Raw genomic sequence first — 17132 nt, forward strand, 5'->3', positions numbered from 1 at the left:
TATTAATTAAATATATTATAATTGTATTCCTTGATTCTTAAGTTAGTGTTAAATTGATTGCCAGTATTTATTTGTCTTCAAATAATTTCGCTTGACGTGTTTTGTGGTAACATAGAAAATTAGGTCAAGAAGCTGCAGCATTTATGAAGTATAGAAAAAGAACACTCATCTTTTTGGCTGTTATAACTTTAATAATAATAGCTTTACTATTTAGGTATAATTCCCATTTTCACAAAGACGTAGTGCACTTAAAGAGTGACAACAAAGAATTCAAAAAAAAGCCAGAAAATTCCATAGAGTCGACCATATTACATAGAGAAAAGGAAGTGTACGATCATGTTTTCCATCCTGATGATTAATTTGTAAATAAAATAGCAATTTATGTTTGCATTTTCTTATTAAAGAAGTAATATTAGCGTATTAATTATAGAATCAATCATTATGTTTGATGATAATAATCCTTGGAATCTGGGAAAGAAACCGGTAGGGAACAAAACTCCTAATAATGAAGATATTTTAAGTAAAGCTGTATCTGATATAAGGTTCTTTCTTAATGGATTAACCAGAAACAGGGGCAAAAAACCTTATTTCATCATTTTCATTATTTTGCTGTTCTATGCTTGCACTGGCTTTTATATTGTCCATCCTAGTGAAGAAAGTATAGAACTTACCTTTGGTAAATATTCTAATACAGAAACACCTGGTTTGCGTTATCACTTCCCCTACCCTATTGGCAAGGTTTTTAAAGTGAACGTTAAGGAAGTAAATCGTGAAGAAATTGGGGTAAGTAGTTCTTATGGGCGAGATACAGATCGCGGTGAAGGCGTGATGCTAACTGGAGATGAAAATATAGTCAACGTTAACTTCGAGGTTCAGTGGCGCGTTAGAGATGCTAAGGACTATTTATTCAAAGTGCGGGATTACAAACCCGGTTTCAGTGTTAAAAATGCTGCTGAAAGTGCCATGAGAGAAATAATAGGTAAAAATACGATCTCTTTTGCACTTGGTCAAGGCAGACCAGAAATTTCTAGAGATACTAGAATTCTATTGCAGCAGATTCTTGATGGATACCAAATGGGTATAGAGATTTTATCTGTTCAAATGAAAAAAATTGATCCACCAGAAAAAGTAATCAGTTCGTTTAGAGATGTACAAAGTGCTCGTGCAGACAAAGAGCGTACTATAAACGAAGCATATGCTTATAATAATGATATTATACCTCGAGCAAAGGGTGAAGCGATAAAGATAAAATTAGATGCACAAGCATATGAAAATGAAATAATAAATGAAGCAAAAGGTAATGCAAATCGCTTTTTATCTCTTTATGAGGAATATAGACAGAATCCTTCTCTCGTTAAGAATCGTATTTATCTTGAAACTATGGAAAATATTTTCAGTAAGGTAGATAAAGTTGTTGTAACTGATGATCTGAAAGGTATGTTTTCTTATTTACCTCTTACAAATTTAGGAAAATAACCATGAGTAGTAATATTAAAATTGTTTTTGTTTCTGTATTTGTTGTTTTATTGATTGCTTTATCTAATTCAATATTTGTTGTGCAAGAAACAAAGCAAGCAATAGTTATACAACTGGGTAAAGTTGTAAGGGATGTTAGGGAAAGTGGCTTATATTTTAAGTTGCCATTCATAAATAGTGTAGAGTTTCTTGATAAAAGAGTTTTAGATTTAAGTCCTGACAAAACTCCAAGAGAAGTGATAACTGCAGATCAAAAACGTATTATAGTAGATGCGTATGCAAAATATAAAATAACGAATCCTATTACTTTTTACCAGGCTGTGAGGAATGAATCAGGTCTGGTTAGAAGATTATATCCGGTTATAGAAGCACACATAAGAGAAAATATAGGCAGATTTTCGTTGATTAGCTTGTTGAATGAAAAAAGATCAGAGGTTATGCAATTGATTCAGCGTGGAGTTTATTCTGAAGCTGAAAAATTTGGCATAGAAATAATAGATGTAAGAATTAAGAGAGCAGATTTACCAGAAGAAAATAGTTCTGCAATATTTCGCCGTATGCAAACTGAAAGGGAAAAAGAAGCAAAAGAAATTAGAGCAGAAGGAGAGCAAGCTGGGCAGGAAGTTAGATCAAAAGCTGATAAATTAAAAAGGGAAATTATCTCCAGTGCAGTAAAAGAATCGTACGAAATAAGGGGCCGTGGTTATGCTGAAGCAACTAGAATTTATAATGAGGCATTTAAGGTTGATGAAGAGTTCTTTAACTTTTATCGCTCTATGAGCGCTTACAGTAAATCATTTGCCGAAAATAATACTAAATTTGTACTTTCACCAAATAATAATTTTTTAGATATTTTAAATAAAGGATGGAAATAATTTATGAAAAGTAAGGCATTTATTTTATCTATATTTGCATATTTTCTAATTGCGTTTTCTTCGTATGCTAATATGTTTGATTGGAATGCAAAAAAGGTCGTTGATGCTAGCACTACTGCATGCAACTGTAATCAAGGACTTGCCGATTTAGTGGAAGAACTCATTCCTGCGGTTGTAAATATTTCAAGCGAACAAATCATCAAACAAGAAAATAACAGCAGAACTAGAGTTCCATCTATGCCAGGAAATAATTTTTTTGATGATTTTAGAGAGTTTTTTGAGCATTTTGATCAGTTTTTTATGGATAGGGGCCCTAGTGTTAACAAAGAGGTGGTGTTGCTTGGTTCTGGGTTTATTATAGATAAAGGTGGAACTATAGTAACCAATTATCACGTTATTAAAAACGCCAAAGATATCACAGTTACTATGAACGATAATACTTATTTCAAAGCAGAAGTTTTAGGCTATGATGCAAGAACTGATCTTGCTGTGCTTAAGATTAATTCTGATAAAGATCTTTCTTCTGTTGCATTTGGTGATTCTGATAAAGCAAGGGTTGGTGATACGGTTATGGCAATAGGTAACCCATTTGGTTTGGGTGGCTCTGTAAGCACAGGAATTATATCTGCAAGGTCCAGGGACATTAGTATTGGCACTATGAATGAATTTATTCAAACTGATGCTGCAATTAATAGGGGTAATTCTGGAGGACCGTTATTTGATTTAAATGGAAAAGTTATAGGTATTAATACTGCTATCTATTCTCCATCTGAGTCTGGCGGCAACGTGGGTATAGGTTTTGCCATACCATCTAATTTAGCTATGTCAATTATTGACACATTAAAAAGTGGCAAAAAAATAAAACATGGTTGGCTTGGTGTGCAAGTTCAGCCTATAACGAAAGAATTTGCTGAGTCCTTGGGTTTAAAAGATATAAAAGGCGCATTGGTTGCAAGTATAGTAAAGGATAGTCCTGCAGAAAAAGGTGGGATTAAAGTAGGTGATATATTATTAGAATTTGACGGTAAAAAAATCGATAGAATGACACAATTACCTCAAATGGTTTCAAGAGCTGGACCTGAGAAAAAAGTGCAAGTTAAGTTACTTAGAAAGAGCAAAGAGGTTAATATTAAAGTTGTGATCGGAGAATCTACAAATGATGGCCAAGATAACAATCAAGAAGAAAATAAATCAACATCTGATTATGTAACCGGTTTAACTGTTTCAAATCTGCCAAAAGAATCAAAAGAAAGTAAAAATAATGTACCTACAAAAGGTGTGATAGTTACCAATGTAGATAGTAACAGTAATGCCACGCTGCGTGGTATTAAAAAAGGGGACATCATTATCCAATTGGATGGAACTGATATAGAAAATACTAACGATTTTCAAAAACAAGTTGATTTAGCAGTAAAGAAAAACGGTAAAGATTCAATAATGTTGCTCATTTACCGCAATGGAAATCAATTTTTCGCTTCAATAAAATTAAAGAAGTAATTTTATTCACTAAATTTACAAAACAGTAGTGTTGTAAGCTCGCTACTGTAACACTTCAATCTTATAAAATAAATAAAAATCTACACTAGATTTCTTGCATAACCATATAAAAAACCAAAGGATGTCATTCCAGTGTCAGCTACTTGCATGACGCCGTCATAAAGGAACCAGTGTCGGCCACTTGGATAACACCATAGGGGTTACTTGGGTGATACTATAGGAGGTCTAACATGAACTTTCTAAAATTCATTGAACTGTGCTTTCAAACAGTGGTGCCGGGATGTGAGTATAATGATTATCAGTACATAAAAGTCATAGCAGACAGGCTGGAAGCAGCGAATGCTGGCGAAGTAAGGCGCATAATATTCAATATGCCTCCGCGTTCAATGAAGTCCATATGTATGAGTGTTGCGTGGCCCGCATGGATACTGGGCAACTGCAAGAATAATATAGTATTTTCTAAAATGAATGATAAATTTCCATTATGGTATTACCAACCAAAAGTTGTAAGTCTGTATATTTATGCATTAAAGGTCTGAGGCGGCTTTTGATGGTATTCCAACAATGCTCTATAGGGTTCAAATCTGGTGAATATGTTGGTAGATAGAGCAAACGGCATCTAGCATTATCTATTAACTCCTTTGTTTTGGGAGTTTTATGGAATGTGGCATTGTCCATAACTATTGTAGTACCATGTGGCAATTTAGGTAATAACATCTTCTCTAACCATGTATTGAATACCTCTTTGTCACACCCACCTTTGAAAGTCATTGGTGCAATAAATCTCTTTCCAATCCACCCGCCTATTATACTGATTCTCTCTCGTTTTCTTCCTGGAATATCTGCATAAATTTTCTTTCCTATTGGAGCACGTCCATACTCTCGGTATAACCTATTATCAACTCCTGCTTCATCTATATATAAGATGCTGGAATGGTCTATTTTTGAGATTTTATCGGTAAATCGCTGCCTATCTTCTTGATTGCGCTCTTGATATAGTGTAACTTTTTTTTAAAGTAATTCTTAGCTGTTTCAGCCTATACCAAATTGAATTTATTCCAAATCCAAGATTTTGTTTCATCTCTGCCAGCGTATGATCTGGATTCTTTTTAACATATTCTTCGAGTATTTTTGGGTCTATTTTTCGAATAAAGCTGCCGTTTTTCGATGGCCTTAGGCTTTCACCAGCGGCTTTCTTTCTTAACCAGCGGTACAGAGTTGCTATTCCTATCTCCAAAAGCTCTGCCACCTCAACCTTTGACTTCCCTTTTTCTATCATCGATACTGCCCTTTCCCTTAAATCCACACTATACGCCATTATAACTCAAATAGCTTATTATACCTTTATCATTTACTTTGGGAAGTACTATAGTTGCAAGTTATTCTAAGTTGCTTAGTGAAAAACATTCGCTCGATACCAGGTGCATAATGCAATCTGATTGGTATAAAGAACTATTTCCAGAGGTAGAACTATCCAAAGACCAGAACACTAAATATAAATTCCAAACAGTGCAGAGAGGATTTAGAATCGCAACATCAGTTGGAGGAACATTAACCGGTGAAGGTGGTGACTTTATTATTGTGGATGATCCGCTTAACCCTGCTCAAGCTTTGAGTGAAACATTTAGAAAACGTGCCACAAACTGGTTCGATCAGACTTTAGTAACGAGACTCAACGATAGAAAAAAAGGAGTAATTGTGCTTGTGATGCATAGGCTCCACCTGGAAGACTTAACTGGGCACCTCTTATCTAAGCCAAAAAACATATGGCATCACATTTGTTTGCCAATGATTTCTGAAAATAAGGAGGTTATTTATTCAATTAATAACCATACTGGTGTCATTCCAACCCCCCCTCCTGTCATCCCAGTGCCCAGACACTTGTATCTGGGATCTCGTTCCTTAACTTTATAGTGTAAATTATTTCAAATTGTGTCTAGCTGCAAGTATAATAATTTCCATTTATAGATAAAGTATGTTGCAAATGTTATGCCAAAGAGTATAATAAAATCTATATCAAATACTTTACAAGAAAAAGTGGTGATAGAGGCAAAAGCAAATATTAATAAGGATAATTTAAGAAAAGCGCATGCTAGAGTTTGAAGAAGCAGTAAAAATAAAAAATATTATTGAAAGGTTAAATAGCACATAATATAATATATATATAGTGTAAAAATGTAAATAATTTTATTGACATCTTTACATTAATAGTTCTTAAATATTTAGTACTGTAGAATTAAATTATTAAGTTTTATGAAGGAAGTAAAAATGGTGGAAAGCTTTTCAGGTAACAACAAAGGCAGTAATTTTATTGAGGAGGCAAAAATAATGGAAAATTTTTCAGATAATAACGGAAACGGTAGCTCAATCTTCCAAGGAAAAATCAGGGAGCAAGATTTCTCTGCAGAGCAGAAGCTAAATGAACTAAAAGCAGCCATAGAGGCGCTCACCAGACAAGATTTGCTCAGGAGGCTCGAGTGTGAGCGTCAGGCTTCTAGTTGTATCGATGAAATATCATCTCAAGCAGAACTACATACCGAAGGAGGTGATGAGGATTACTTCACTGGTGAAGTAGATGTAGATGATCCGAAAATCTACCAAATGCTCAAGGAGAAGAAAGAAAAAAACCTGATTGCTGCGATAATGAAGTTTTTGCGTGATAAGCTTAAGGAGTTAATCAAGAAGATTTTTGCACGCGATTTAAGTTTCAATCAGAGGTTGGACAAAGAGATAAAAGAATTGCAGGAAAAATTAGGCAGTGGTGAGTTATCAGAAGAAGAGTTTGCAAGGGCGTTAGAAAGATTAACTGCATTGCAAGATCTGAAACTCAGGTTACAAATGGCCGTTGTCGGATGGATTGTTACAATGTTCGCAGAGATGTTTGGAGTTGAGTTGGCGGCTGCGGTAGAGGCATCTACAGAAAAAGAAGACAAAAAAGCAGAAAAAACATCATTAGAAGCAATTAAAGAAGTTCGTAAAGACGTAGAAATAAAGGTAGATGAAAGAGAAAAACCTAAAGTGCCAGTTTTCCTTTTTGAAGTTTCACCCGGATTTGTAAGACCGGTTGTTCTGAGCAAACCAGAACTTGAAATTGCGTCAGATCCTTTGAAACATCTATTGCGTCTTGCTGAGCTTGAAAGAAAATCTCATGAAAATTCACAAAAACCAGAAAAAGTGAATGAAGAGAAAAAAGCGAAGCCGGAGAAAGATAGACGTACAACTGCTCAAGGTGCAATGGGTACGACGGAGCAGGGGAGAAAAAAGGTTTATGGATGCGATAGTAGGTGGGACAGAAGGAAAAACCACGATGAAAATAATAATAAGCAAGCTCCAAACCAACCTACTCAAGGCTCTGTTCCTAACGAAAAAGCTTCGAACCAACCTATCCCAAAATCTATGTCTGACAGAAAGGCTTCAGAGCAATCCGTTAAAAGTTCTGTTGCTGATTGTGGATTTGATTTTACTAACATGGGTACTTGGAATGGTGCTGAGAATGAAGGTTCTGTAAGTAATGCTCGACCACCAGGAGGATTGACTAATGATGTAAAAGTTGAGAAATGTGCAGAAGGTCAGTCAGTAGGAAAGACACCATAGTGGGGATAGCTAATACTTAGATGACAAAAAAGGGTGTCATTCCAGTACTGGAATCCAGGGGCATATAGATAGATGTCGACAGTTCGTCATTCCGCTACGTGTTAGCGGAATCTATGCTTGAGATACCGCGAATGAATCGCGGTATGACGTAGGGAACTTAGGGTTGCCAATGACTTGTCATTCCAGCGCGTGACGCTGGAATCTTGAAATTTGTGTTTTGTGAAAAAGAGTGAATGAAATTTTTTGAAAAAAAATATAAAAAAGTGCTTGCACTTAATTTTATTTTTAGTATATTAGTTACATAATATTTTTACTTAGGAGGCAATATGCATAGCGGTAATGATAAAAAAGGTTTTGATGCTGAAAAGTGGAAACGTGAGAATCCAGGTCCAGGTGGTGGGAGATTGCTGCGAATCGAAGGAGCAAGGTTTGATGATCATCGTGATGCACTTAAGGACGTACGAGAGAAGCTACGTCAGTCTAATCAGCCTAGCAGTTCTATTAGTGGATCAAGCTCTAGTGGGGTTGGTAGCAGTAATAAAAGATAGTTGTCGTAATAAAAAAATAGGGAGGGTGTTATGCCTAATACAAGAGAAACAGTAAGCGCATTGGTTAGTGCTTTTAATGTACATAATTATGCTCGTAATACAGTTAAAACTAATTTTAAGCTGCAAAGCAAGGGCAAGGAGGACTATATTGTAGTCTCATTTGATAAGAGTATGGGTACGTATCAGTGTAGAAGATATCTGGACAGTATAAAAAGGAAGATAATACGTGAATTCTACGGCATTGAAAAAGGTAATAAAGCAGAAATATTGGATACAGCTAAGCTAATTTTTGATGTTAATTCTTTTCCGTTTGAAAACTATAAAGATGTTGAATCTTTTCCACTTAAGAACTATAAAGGAGATTGGTTCGTAGATAAACAAGGTAGTATTAAGTTTGTAACACCTGTAGATGATGGCGTAATTTTCAATCTAAAGTCTCATTTGGCTTCTTCACTTGAAAAGGATGTTCTAGAAGATATGCAAATTAGCAGCACAACTGTACCATTTAATAAGGAAAAATATTTGTGTTGTTCTAAATTTGATAATAAAGAATTAAGTCAGCAATTTAAGAGTAAGTTTTTATCAAGGATGAGAGAAAGATATAAAAATGTTCCTAAGAAGCCTTTAGAGGTTAATGATAAAGACAATAGTGTATATATCAAAGATGTTTTTGATAACGCTCGTTTTATTGATAGTGTAACACGGTATAAGGCATGGCTTACAGGTATGGACCTTGGAGTTGGCAATGATGTTGATCATAGTGTGAAGTCATTTAAAAATATGATAATAAGATCTACTTATTCGGTGACAAAAGTGATGATAGATGGTTTTATACTTGCTCCTCCTTTAGGTAGGAAAGACGCCTCAGTTCTTGTGCCTGTTATACTAGATGATAAAGGAGCTAGATTATTAACACACGAAGAAGCTCTTAAACTAAATTATACATTTAATAATGTTGTGCTTGGTGATCTTAATAGTAAAACTCAAGCAAAATTATCAGTGAATGGAAGCAGTGAGGTATATGGCATAGACTTTTCCAATCCATACATTTCTCACTGTGTGATAACCAAAATAATAAAAAACTCTGTAATCAACAAAGACCATGAATTGTCCATTGACCCTGAGCTTCGTTTTCGAGCATTGTCGCGATCACCATCGACTGAACTGTTAGATATCAAATTGGAGTCTCCCACGTGTAGTCAGGGTGTAGCATCAAAGGATTCTCCCAGGCAAGGATCAGAAAAAGAAGAGTCGCTGCATTATCCTGTAAATCTAGCTGGAACGAGTAAAGCATCGACGCAGATGAGTTATCCTACAGCATGGAATGATTCAATAAATCTTGGGGTTTCTGAAGATTCTCTAAAAGATACGGAGAACATTTGTAATGAGGAACCTGAAAAACAGCAAGTTACTGATAAAAGTGATCGAAAAAGTAGTGATGAGTATTCTGAAGCAAAGTCACAAGATAGTAAATCTCCGAAGAAACATGGGGGTGGTTTGTTCTGTAAAGAAGGGCCGCTAGCAAAGTCCTCACCTCTTAAGCGACGTAGCGTAGAGCGTGATACGATGTGTTCAAGTAAAAGTGATCTTGTGTATCATGTAACTGAAAAATCATCTGTGTCTAAGCCATTTTTTTCATTCCCAACTAGAATAAAAGCAAAAAGTAATCCATCCTCAAAAGTGACTTCTCCTGTAAGTTCTCTAGATGGTGATCCAGGCCCGTCACAAGGTACTATTTCGGGGAAAGGGGAGGTACTACCTGTAGAGTATAGATCTGATAACTCTAGTTCTAAAACAGCAGTTGATAGAGATAGTGGTTTTTGTTCTACGGGTTCTCCTGCTGCGCAACATAAGGGAAGTGTCTCTTCAGAGCTTAAACATCCGCAACAGGTAAAGCATACGTCAGAAGCTTTGGGGAAAGAAATTTAGGTTTTTAGATATCCACCCAAGTGTTTTATTAGGGTTGGAGCCAAAATCCCTGACCCTGAAAGCACTGGTGTTAGTTTTTCTTGTCCATTGCAGATATTGCGCGGTACTAAATATTTAAAAAGTATTAATATAAAGATATCAATAAAATTATTTACATTTTTATACTATGCCCATAGCATCATATATTACTTAACCTTGCAATAATTTTTTTATTCTTGCTGCTTCTTCGAACTCTAAATTTTCAGCATGCTCTATCATTTGCTTTCTCAAATCATCCTTATTAGTATTTACTTTCGGTTCTGCTATTGCCCTCTCCTGTAAGGTGTTTGATATAGGTTTTATTATAGTCTTCGGGATAATATTGTGCAATATATTATGTTCTTCTTGTTTTTTTCTTCTTCTTTCGGTCTCTTTTAACGCACGATCCAGAGAACCAGTGATTTTATCTGCATACAAAATTACTCTACCTTCAGCATTACGCGCAGCACGACCAATCGTTTGAATTAATGAAGTTTCCGATCGCAAAAATCCTTCTTTATCAGCATCCAAAATTGCAACCAACCCACACTCTGGAATATCAAGACCTTCCCTCAGCAAGTTAACACCTACTAAAACATCGATTTCTTTAGATCTCAATTTGTATATAATTTCTATTCTCTCCAGCGCAGCAATATCAGAATGCAAATAACTCACTCTCATATTCAATTCACTCATATATTCAGCTAAATTTTCAGCCATTTTTTTCGTCAATGTAGTGATTAAAACACAAAATCCCTTCCCTATTGTCACTTGTGCCTCATGAATTACATCATCAATTTGACTCTCTATTGGTTTTACAATGCAGATTGGGTCTGTAAGCCCTGTTGGACGAATAACTTGCTCTATAAATACGTTATTGGTTTGTGCTAACTCATACTTTCCGGGAGTAGCTGAAATGTAAATAGTCTGCGGCCTAACTCCCTCCCACTCTTCAAATTTTAATGGACGATTATCAAAAGCGGAAGGGAGCCTGAAGCCATAGTCGATCAATTTCTTTTTACGCGCCTCATTACCACTGTACATCGCACCAACCTGAGGAACGGTGACATGACTCTCATCAACAAATAAAATTACGTCTTTGGGTAAATATTCAAACAAAGTAGGCGGTGGATCCCCAGCTTCCATTCCATAGAGATAACGCGAATAATTTTCAATACCTTTACATATTCCTGTTGTTCTCATCATTTCGATATCAAAATTAGTGCGTTGCTCGAGGCGCTTTGCTTCAACAATCTTGTTTTGCGAGTAGTAATAATCCAAGCGTTCATGCAGCTCTTTTTTGACTAGTTCAATTGCCTGCAACAAAGCCTCACGTGGGGTTATGTAATAGCTATTTGGAAAAATGGTGATTTTATTTACGCCTTTGGTAACATTGCCCGTTATAGCATCAACTTCAGAAATTTCTTCTATTTCATCGCCAAATAACGATAAACGCCAAGCTTTATTTTCATAATGGGAAGGAAATATATCAACAATATCGCCGCGCACTCTGAAATATCCTCTCTCAAACCTGGCATCAGAGCGCTTGTATTGAAGATCAGTTAAGTTGCTCAGGAAATCATTAATACGAATTTTATTTCCAACACTAAGCGGTATGATCATGCTGCGGTAGCTCTCAGGCGAACCAAGACCGTATATGCAGGAAACACTGGCAACTACGATCGTATCCCTGCGCTCCAAAAGGGAGCAGACGGTGGAATAACGCAGCATCTCAATTCTTTCGTTAATTGCAGAATCTTTTTCGATATAAGTATCAGTTTGTGGTAAATAGGCTTCAGGTTGATAATAATCATAATAAGAAATGAAGTATTCAACAGCATTATGGGGAAACAATCCTTTCATTTCCTCATAAAGCTGTGCTGCTAAAGTTTTATTGTGTGCCATAATTAATGCAGGCCTGTTTGTCCTTGCAATAACATTTGCCATAGTAAAAGTTTTCCCAGAACCAGTAACTCCAAGCAAAACCTGATCTCTTTTATTGCTATTTAGCCCTGCAATTAAGCTATCGATTGCCTGTGGTTGATCCCCAGCCGGTTGAAAATGTGTAGCGATTTGAAATTCCATAGACTTTACTTACTATCTTTGATTCATTGTATAGTAAACACTATATTGCTTTTAAGATAAGTTGTATAGCTATCGTAAAGCCATAAAACATTAACCAACAATGTCATGCAAGTAGCTGACACTGGAATCTTGTTTCAATGTTAAACAAAATACCATAGAATTCAAGAAGACAATTCCTAAAAAATCCCTACATCCAAAAAAAGGCAAAATGCTGCTTGAATAAGCTAAATTTTTTTAGATGCAAAAACAATAAAACATAGTTGATACTAAATTATAGTACTCCTATGACAACGTTACAAAAATTAAGGAAATGGATAGCTCTGATCAATTGGAATAGTATTTTCAGGTACCGGTGGTCAATATGACATTTTTAAAATAAAGATTTAGAACCTGTTTAAAATCTTCTCAATAGAAGAGAAATGAAGGAAAGAACGACCATTTGTAGGCTAGTGTTAAGTTTTCGCTCGCAATTTTTCCACAATCGTCTGCATTTTTCTAACCAAGCGAAAGATCGCTCTACAACCCATCTTTGTGGCAATACAGCAAAGGAATGTAATTCACTTCGTTTTATTACTTCTACAGTTGCTCCAATAATCGTTTTTATTTGAGTTGCAAAATTTTCTCCTGTATAACCTGCATCGACCAGTATATTTTTAACTTCCGAGAGGTTTTCTTTTGCGCTTTCAACCATTCTCACAGCACTGCTAACCCCAGTTGTAAATTAGAAAAAATAGAAAAGGTAAGGAAATAGGGTAAACTCCAAGGTATTTGATATTCATTCCTAAAATAGGAGGTTACCAATGAAAGAGAAAGTAACAGAAATCTTTTGTATAGTCGATGATTTTTGCAATACAGTCGATGAAAATTTTGCAGAAAAACTTCTACCAAGTGGCAAAAAACCAACCAGGACGCCAGAGATTACGCATTCAGAGATTTTTACCATAATATTGCTATATCAAGTGCGACAATTTTAAAATTTTCTATGTGCATTATTTGAAATTATTATACGAATCAGCGTTTCCAAAATTGCCATCCTATAGTAGGTTTATCAGGTTAAAATCGCGGGTTTTATGGTATTTAGCGCTCTTAATGCAATGGTTTTGCGAACAGTCAAAAGTGACAGGGATTTCGTACATAATCTATCGCTGTTTGCCATCCAAAAAGGACCTCGAGAAACAAAGTTTTCAAAGGGTTGGCAAAGATTGGAAAGACTACTTATGGGTGGTTTTTCGGTACATCTAGTAATCAACGAAACTGGCGAAATTCAAGGGGTTACGGTGACAAAAGGCAACGTTGATACCTGTGCCAAATTTAACTCAGAAATTGACTGGATTATTGTTTAGAGATAAAGGATATATCAAAAAAGATCTTTTTCACGAATTATTCGATAGAGGGTTAAAGCTTGTAACCAGTATAAAAAGGGTATGAAAAACTCATTAATGGTGCTAAATGAGAAGATTTTGTTAAGAAAAAGATCGATTATTGAGACAGTTTTTGGCTCTCTGAAAAACAAATTTGAGATTGAGCATACTCGCCACAGATCACCGATAAATTTTTTGGTACACATTTTTTCTACGCTTGTTTCATATTCCATGCAGCCGCTGCATTTCTAAGCTTTACTTCGTTGGCTAATCCGCAACTGGGGTATATCTTACTATTACCCACAAATAAAAACATAGTATTGTATTTACTCAAATAATTTAATTTTATTAACCTGAAAGCTTATTAGATTAAAATTATTAAACTAAGAGTTATAATTTTAGCAACTAAAAGCTGTAAATTGCACCATATAAACAGTTATTTCAAGCAAAAGTTATGCCATTAAGAGCTATGCAACAAACATTTATATTTGTGGGTAATAGTAAGGGGGTATATAGGGTTGACACCAAGGCAATATTCTTCTGGAGAAGTTGATCGGCATGGCAGCATATCAAAGATGGGACCAGCGGAATGTAGAAGTATGTTATATGAAGCTGCACAAACAATGCTTACAGTTACCAAGAGGACATTTAAATTAAAAAACTGGGGTTGCGAAGAAAAAAGGAATGAAAAAAGCAATTGTAGCAGTAGCAAGAAAATTAGCTGTAATTATGCATAGGATGTTGGTTGATAAAACAGAATTTTATTATCAATAAACATCAAAAGAGCATAGGACAATAATTTTATTGAAAATAAAGATAGCAATGCCGATGGAAGGGACAAGCAAGAACTTAGTTAGACTTCGTGGTAAACATGTTGCCGTCCACTTCCGCCTAACAAGTATAATGCGGCTTGACAAATTTATTGTCATCTCAGACCGCGGAGAGAACCATATGCTACTTTTAACTTATGTAAAATTACCAAGGATTATGGAGAAGATATGCTGTTTTGATTTGTGTGAAAATTATTGTTGACTTATGTGCAATTAGAGAACCTAAGTCACTTTAGCTATATATAAAAGGTTTAAGTGGTTGTATTGATGTATCTTTGTATTAAAAAACACCCAATAAGCAGAGTTGTAAGTGGAATAAACCACAAAATGTAAGTGCTAGGTGGTACGATTATAATTGAATTGCCGTAAGAATTTTTTAACTCTGAGATTATCTCTTCATCAGTGTATCCATCATTGATTTTTTTACGAATTGCTTCTCGCATATCATACGCGATCTGAGATCCAGATTCAGACAATGATTCGCCAGAACATATTGGACACCTTATTATTTCAAATAAACTTGTTGCTCGTTTTTCCATGCTTTTATCTCTGAGTTTATTATCCAGAGTAAAAGCGTTTACGCCTGAGTGGAATATCAATATGAAAAGTAAACTAACTACTGCTCTCATCCTTGATTAATTGGGTTATTTTACTGAGCTGGTTCATAAAATCAGTGGTGGATAACTTTCCAATAAAGCTTGACCCTACATCATCATCGTACTTTATTGAAAATTGAATGCCATCATCAGTTGTTTTTTCTGATAAGGAAGACATTAATTTTTCAAACGCATCTGAAGTTTTTGAGTCACCAATCATAAACGAGATTAATTCTTTATAATTTGATATAGCCACGTTGATTTTGTCTTTAAATGAATATGTAACTAAGTTGTAATTGTTTACCCCACCATCTGCAGCAAAAGAAAAATTATTACTTTGAATCAAAAATTTCTCTATATTGAAATTAATTCTGGAAGCCGAGATGTCGTTTACAAATTCATAATCAAATTTAATGTCGATACTAAGGTAACTTTCAGGACTTGCAGTATTTTTATACCGATAAGTATACAAATCAAATCCTAGCTTAGCATTTCCACTCAGTTCTTTATCGAGGTGAAATTGAATGTAATTGCTTTTATCATTCACTTCAGTTATAACACTTTGCTGATTTTCTAAAACATCACATTTTAATCCATAATCTTCGTAACGAAGTGTATCTATATAGTCTATCACGGTACTATTTTTGTTGAATCGCAATGAAGATGGTAAATCGTTTAGTCTAACAACAAAGTGGCTGCTATCGTTTGTGTGGCATTTTATATTCTTTTTCTCATCACCATGAACAGTAATATCAACTTCATTACTTGGTGTATAAATATATACTGATTTATCAAATAATCTATTTTTTATCAATAAAGCATCAGATGAGATGGTTAATTGCTCATTGGAAAATTTTGGGTTTGTCACACGAAAAATTAGGTTAGAAGGAAATCCACTAAAATCATGTGAAATATCAAATTTTTCGTCGTTAATGTATAGTATTGTTTCAGCTAAAAGATTTTTTACCTTACATGCAGAAAAATACCAAAAACCACTATACGCTACAGGAATAAACAAAAGTAAAGAGATGATAATATAGATAAAAATCTTACGCATGATTCCCCTGTTTATCTAATGATATGTTTCTTGTACCCCTTGGTATGGTTACACACAAGCCGTCGATATCTTTTGTGATTTTTATTTGGCATCCAAGCCTCGACGTCTCTGTTAAGCCGAAAGCTAGGTCTAACATATCATTTTCCTCATCAGATATAGGGTTATGTATTTCTACAGCATTATAAAACTTTGGATCAACAATTACATGGCATGTAGAGCAAGCAAGAGAACCTTCACATGCACCTTCAAGCAGATCTGGATCACTTCTGTGGGCTAAATTGAGCAGAGTTTCTCCCTCTGCAGCTTCATAGCTTTTCTTACTCCCATCAGGTAAAATAAAAGTAACAGATGGCATATTATTCCTATTAAAATCCTTACTAATTTCTTTATATCCTACAGGTAATAACTAATATTTGCAAACTCTTTACAATTCCAGTACCTATATTTCTTGTTATCCAAGTAGCCGACACTGGTTTCCAGAAAAAAGGGTGTTATGCAAGTAGCTGACACTGGTTTCCATCCAAGACGGCAGTGCCCTCTTCTTGTCATCCCAGTGCCCAGACACTGGGATCCAGGAATTTTATTAAGTTAGTAAGCATAAAAGTATAGCTAACGCGAGCTCTACGTCATACCGCCGCGGTATCTCTAGATCCTGCTAACACGTAGCGGGATGACGAATTGCTATACCGCCACGAACCGTCATACCGCGATTCATTCGCGGTATCTCAGCCGCTAACAAGCAGCGGGATAACGAGCTTATCGTCACGCCGTCGCGAACCGTCATACCGCGATTCATTCGCGGTATCTCAGCCGCTAACAAGAGATCCCGCTAACAAGCAGCGGGATGACGATTGTCGTTTAGCCATAAATATTAAGAAATTTACCAAATGAAAAAAAGGCAAAAGAAGCCCCGTGGTTATTATCTGCTTTAAAATATTGGCGTTTTTTATGTTTTAAACGCTTGACAAGCGAAATTCAGCTGCTTTTAATTGCAACTAACCTACGCTGCAAATGTTTAAGAAATTTACCAAGCAGAAAAAAAGACAAAGAATCCCCGAGTTAGCTAGTCTTTTACTATCTCTGTCGAGTATTGGCATTTTTTGATGTCTTGTAACGCTTTATAAGCGCGTTCAGCTTATTTAGATAAAAATCTAGATGTAGATGAAGTTTTGTAAAGACATACAGTATCTATATACTGCAAAAAATTGAACATAAGACGCCGATACATTAAGTAATCCTTACCTTTTAATCTGCAGATTGGCGAAA

The 17132-nt window shown here is 35.4% G+C and carries 17 protein-coding genes and 4 pseudogenes; 14 read left to right on the top strand and 7 right to left on the bottom strand.

The features are described 5' to 3' along the window. Positions 1 to 143 precede the first annotated feature (143 nt). From ACICQD_RS06060 to ACICQD_RS06080, 5 genes and pseudogenes are all read left to right on the top strand, one after another. The gene (locus ACICQD_RS06060) at positions 144 to 359 is read left to right on the top strand and encodes a hypothetical protein (RefSeq protein ID WP_006279848.1); all 216 of its coding nucleotides are present in this window, start codon (positions 144 to 146) and stop codon (positions 357 to 359) included. A gap of 82 nt (positions 360 to 441) precedes the next feature. Further along, positions 442 to 1476, top strand: a complete 1035-nt coding sequence (hflK, locus tag ACICQD_RS06065; RefSeq protein WP_010962866.1) for an FtsH protease activity modulator HflK — start codon at positions 442 to 444, stop codon at positions 1474 to 1476. A 2-nt stretch (positions 1477 to 1478) separates the two neighbouring features. Then, a complete protein-coding gene (gene hflC / locus ACICQD_RS06070) occupies positions 1479 to 2351 on the top strand; it encodes a protease modulator HflC (protein WP_015589224.1) in 873 nt (290 codons plus the stop codon). 3 nt (positions 2352 to 2354) lie between these two features. Continuing rightward, complete coding sequence (locus tag ACICQD_RS06075; protein WP_077188355.1) at positions 2355 to 3848, top strand: DegQ family serine endoprotease; 1494 nt, start codon at positions 2355 to 2357, stop codon at positions 3846 to 3848. A 230-nt stretch (positions 3849 to 4078) separates the two neighbouring features. Further along, positions 4079 to 4285: pseudogene (locus ACICQD_RS06080) on the top strand (hypothetical protein); the annotation flags it as partial. 22 nt (positions 4286 to 4307) lie between these two features. On the opposite strand, the gene ACICQD_RS06085 reads toward ACICQD_RS06080, so the two are convergent. Together ACICQD_RS06085 and ACICQD_RS06090 are read right to left on the bottom strand one after the other, a co-directional pair. Next, entirely contained in the window at positions 4308 to 4799 is a 492-nt protein-coding gene (locus tag ACICQD_RS06085; protein WP_155968340.1) for an IS630 family transposase, read from the bottom strand. A gap of 19 nt (positions 4800 to 4818) precedes the next feature. Next, positions 4819 to 5166, bottom strand: a complete 348-nt coding sequence (locus tag ACICQD_RS06090) for an IS630 transposase-related protein (RefSeq protein WP_155968342.1) — start codon at positions 5164 to 5166, stop codon at positions 4819 to 4821. A gap of 50 nt (positions 5167 to 5216) precedes the next feature. On the opposite strand from ACICQD_RS06090, the pseudogene ACICQD_RS06095 reads away from it, so the two are divergent. From ACICQD_RS06095 to ACICQD_RS06110, 4 genes and pseudogenes are all read left to right on the top strand, one after another. Continuing rightward, positions 5217 to 5681, top strand: a pseudogene (locus ACICQD_RS06095) (hypothetical protein); the annotation flags it as partial. Between the two features lie 435 nt (positions 5682 to 6116). Then, complete coding sequence (locus ACICQD_RS06100) at positions 6117 to 7442, top strand: hypothetical protein (RefSeq protein ID WP_395461758.1); 1326 nt, start codon at positions 6117 to 6119, stop codon at positions 7440 to 7442. Between the two features lie 326 nt (positions 7443 to 7768). Beyond that, positions 7769 to 7990, top strand: a complete 222-nt coding sequence (locus tag ACICQD_RS06105; protein WP_264329650.1) for a hypothetical protein — start codon at positions 7769 to 7771, stop codon at positions 7988 to 7990. Positions 7991 to 8020: 30 nt separating this feature from the next. Then, positions 8021 to 9919 (top strand): hypothetical protein, encoded by a 1899-nt coding sequence (locus tag ACICQD_RS06110; protein ID WP_395461759.1) that lies wholly within the window; start codon positions 8021 to 8023, stop codon positions 9917 to 9919. A 189-nt stretch (positions 9920 to 10108) separates the two neighbouring features. On the opposite strand, the gene uvrB is transcribed toward ACICQD_RS06110, so the two are convergent. Both uvrB and ACICQD_RS06120 read right to left on the bottom strand, forming a co-directional pair. Then, on the bottom strand, positions 10109 to 12022 hold the full coding sequence (uvrB, locus tag ACICQD_RS06115; RefSeq protein ID WP_341821830.1) for an excinuclease ABC subunit UvrB: 1914 nt from the start codon (positions 12020 to 12022) through the stop codon (positions 10109 to 10111). Between the two features lie 394 nt (positions 12023 to 12416). Beyond that, positions 12417 to 12737, bottom strand: a pseudogene (locus ACICQD_RS06120) (transposase); the annotation flags it as partial. Positions 12738 to 12822: 85 nt separating this feature from the next. Between ACICQD_RS06120 and ACICQD_RS06125 the strand changes: the two are divergent. From ACICQD_RS06125 to ACICQD_RS06145, 5 genes and pseudogenes are all read left to right on the top strand, one after another. Beyond that, complete coding sequence (locus ACICQD_RS06125) at positions 12823 to 12996, top strand: hypothetical protein (RefSeq protein WP_010082315.1); 174 nt, start codon at positions 12823 to 12825, stop codon at positions 12994 to 12996. A gap of 167 nt (positions 12997 to 13163) precedes the next feature. Further along, positions 13164 to 13319: a transposase gene (locus ACICQD_RS06130; protein WP_369408983.1), complete on the top strand. Its 156-nt coding sequence runs from the start codon at positions 13164 to 13166 to the stop codon at positions 13317 to 13319. 5 nt (positions 13320 to 13324) lie between these two features. Continuing rightward, a pseudogene (locus ACICQD_RS06135) lies at positions 13325 to 13506 on the top strand (transposase); the annotation flags it as partial. After that, positions 13483 to 13635, top strand: coding sequence for a transposase (locus ACICQD_RS06140; RefSeq protein ID WP_369408987.1), 153 nt, complete (start codon positions 13483 to 13485; stop codon positions 13633 to 13635). The pseudogene ACICQD_RS06135 and the gene ACICQD_RS06140, both read left to right, overlap by 24 nt. A 266-nt stretch (positions 13636 to 13901) precedes the next feature. Next, positions 13902 to 14120: a transposase gene (locus tag ACICQD_RS06145; protein ID WP_065095234.1), complete on the top strand. Its 219-nt coding sequence runs from the start codon at positions 13902 to 13904 to the stop codon at positions 14118 to 14120. A 344-nt stretch (positions 14121 to 14464) separates the two neighbouring features. On the opposite strand, the gene ACICQD_RS06150 is transcribed toward ACICQD_RS06145, so the two are convergent. The 3 genes from ACICQD_RS06150 to ACICQD_RS06160 are packed head-to-tail and all read right to left on the bottom strand — an operon-like array spanning position 14465 to position 16221. Then, positions 14465 to 14842, bottom strand: a complete 378-nt coding sequence (locus ACICQD_RS06150; protein WP_182321044.1) for a cytochrome c-type biogenesis protein CcmH — start codon at positions 14840 to 14842, stop codon at positions 14465 to 14467. Next, a complete protein-coding gene (locus ACICQD_RS06155) occupies positions 14826 to 15866 on the bottom strand; it encodes a hypothetical protein (protein WP_395461760.1) in 1041 nt (346 codons plus the stop codon). Before ACICQD_RS06155 ends, ACICQD_RS06150 begins: the two co-directional genes overlap by 17 nt. Beyond that, on the bottom strand, positions 15859 to 16221 hold the full coding sequence (locus tag ACICQD_RS06160; protein WP_077188202.1) for a ferredoxin family 2Fe-2S iron-sulfur cluster binding protein: 363 nt from the start codon (positions 16219 to 16221) through the stop codon (positions 15859 to 15861). The genes ACICQD_RS06155 and ACICQD_RS06160 overlap by 8 nt, the downstream gene beginning before the upstream one ends. Positions 16222 to 17132 lie beyond the last annotated feature (911 nt).

Origin of the sequence: Wolbachia endosymbiont (group A) of Therophilus tumidulus (genome assembly GCF_964277345.1) — a bacterium.
GTDB lineage: Bacteria > Pseudomonadota > Alphaproteobacteria > Rickettsiales > Anaplasmataceae > Wolbachia > Wolbachia pipientis.

Bases quoted from the DNA above. Each gene is read 5' to 3' on its own strand.
- ACICQD_RS06060 (WP_006279848.1), top strand. From the start codon at position 144: ATGAAGTATAGAAAAAGAACACTCATCTTTTTGGCTGTTATAACTTTA.
- hflK (WP_010962866.1), top strand. From the start codon at position 442: ATGTTTGATGATAATAATCCTTGGAATCTGGGAAAGAAACCGGTAGGG.
- hflC (WP_015589224.1), top strand. From the start codon at position 1,479: ATGAGTAGTAATATTAAAATTGTTTTTGTTTCTGTATTTGTTGTTTTA.
- ACICQD_RS06075 (WP_077188355.1), top strand. From the start codon at position 2,355: ATGAAAAGTAAGGCATTTATTTTATCTATATTTGCATATTTTCTAATT.
- ACICQD_RS06090 (WP_155968342.1), bottom strand. From the start codon at position 5,166: ATGGCGTATAGTGTGGATTTAAGGGAAAGGGCAGTATCGATGATAGAA.
- ACICQD_RS06100 (WP_395461758.1), top strand. From the start codon at position 6,117: ATGGTGGAAAGCTTTTCAGGTAACAACAAAGGCAGTAATTTTATTGAG.
- ACICQD_RS06105 (WP_264329650.1), top strand. From the start codon at position 7,769: ATGCATAGCGGTAATGATAAAAAAGGTTTTGATGCTGAAAAGTGGAAA.
- ACICQD_RS06110 (WP_395461759.1), top strand. From the start codon at position 8,021: ATGCCTAATACAAGAGAAACAGTAAGCGCATTGGTTAGTGCTTTTAAT.
- uvrB (WP_341821830.1), bottom strand. From the start codon at position 12,022: ATGGAATTTCAAATCGCTACACATTTTCAACCGGCTGGGGATCAACCA.
- ACICQD_RS06125 (WP_010082315.1), top strand. From the start codon at position 12,823: ATGAAAGAGAAAGTAACAGAAATCTTTTGTATAGTCGATGATTTTTGC.
- ACICQD_RS06150 (WP_182321044.1), bottom strand. From the start codon at position 14,842: ATGAGAGCAGTAGTTAGTTTACTTTTCATATTGATATTCCACTCAGGC.
- ACICQD_RS06155 (WP_395461760.1), bottom strand. From the start codon at position 15,866: ATGCGTAAGATTTTTATCTATATTATCATCTCTTTACTTTTGTTTATT.
- ACICQD_RS06160 (WP_077188202.1), bottom strand. From the start codon at position 16,221: ATGCCATCTGTTACTTTTATTTTACCTGATGGGAGTAAGAAAAGCTAT.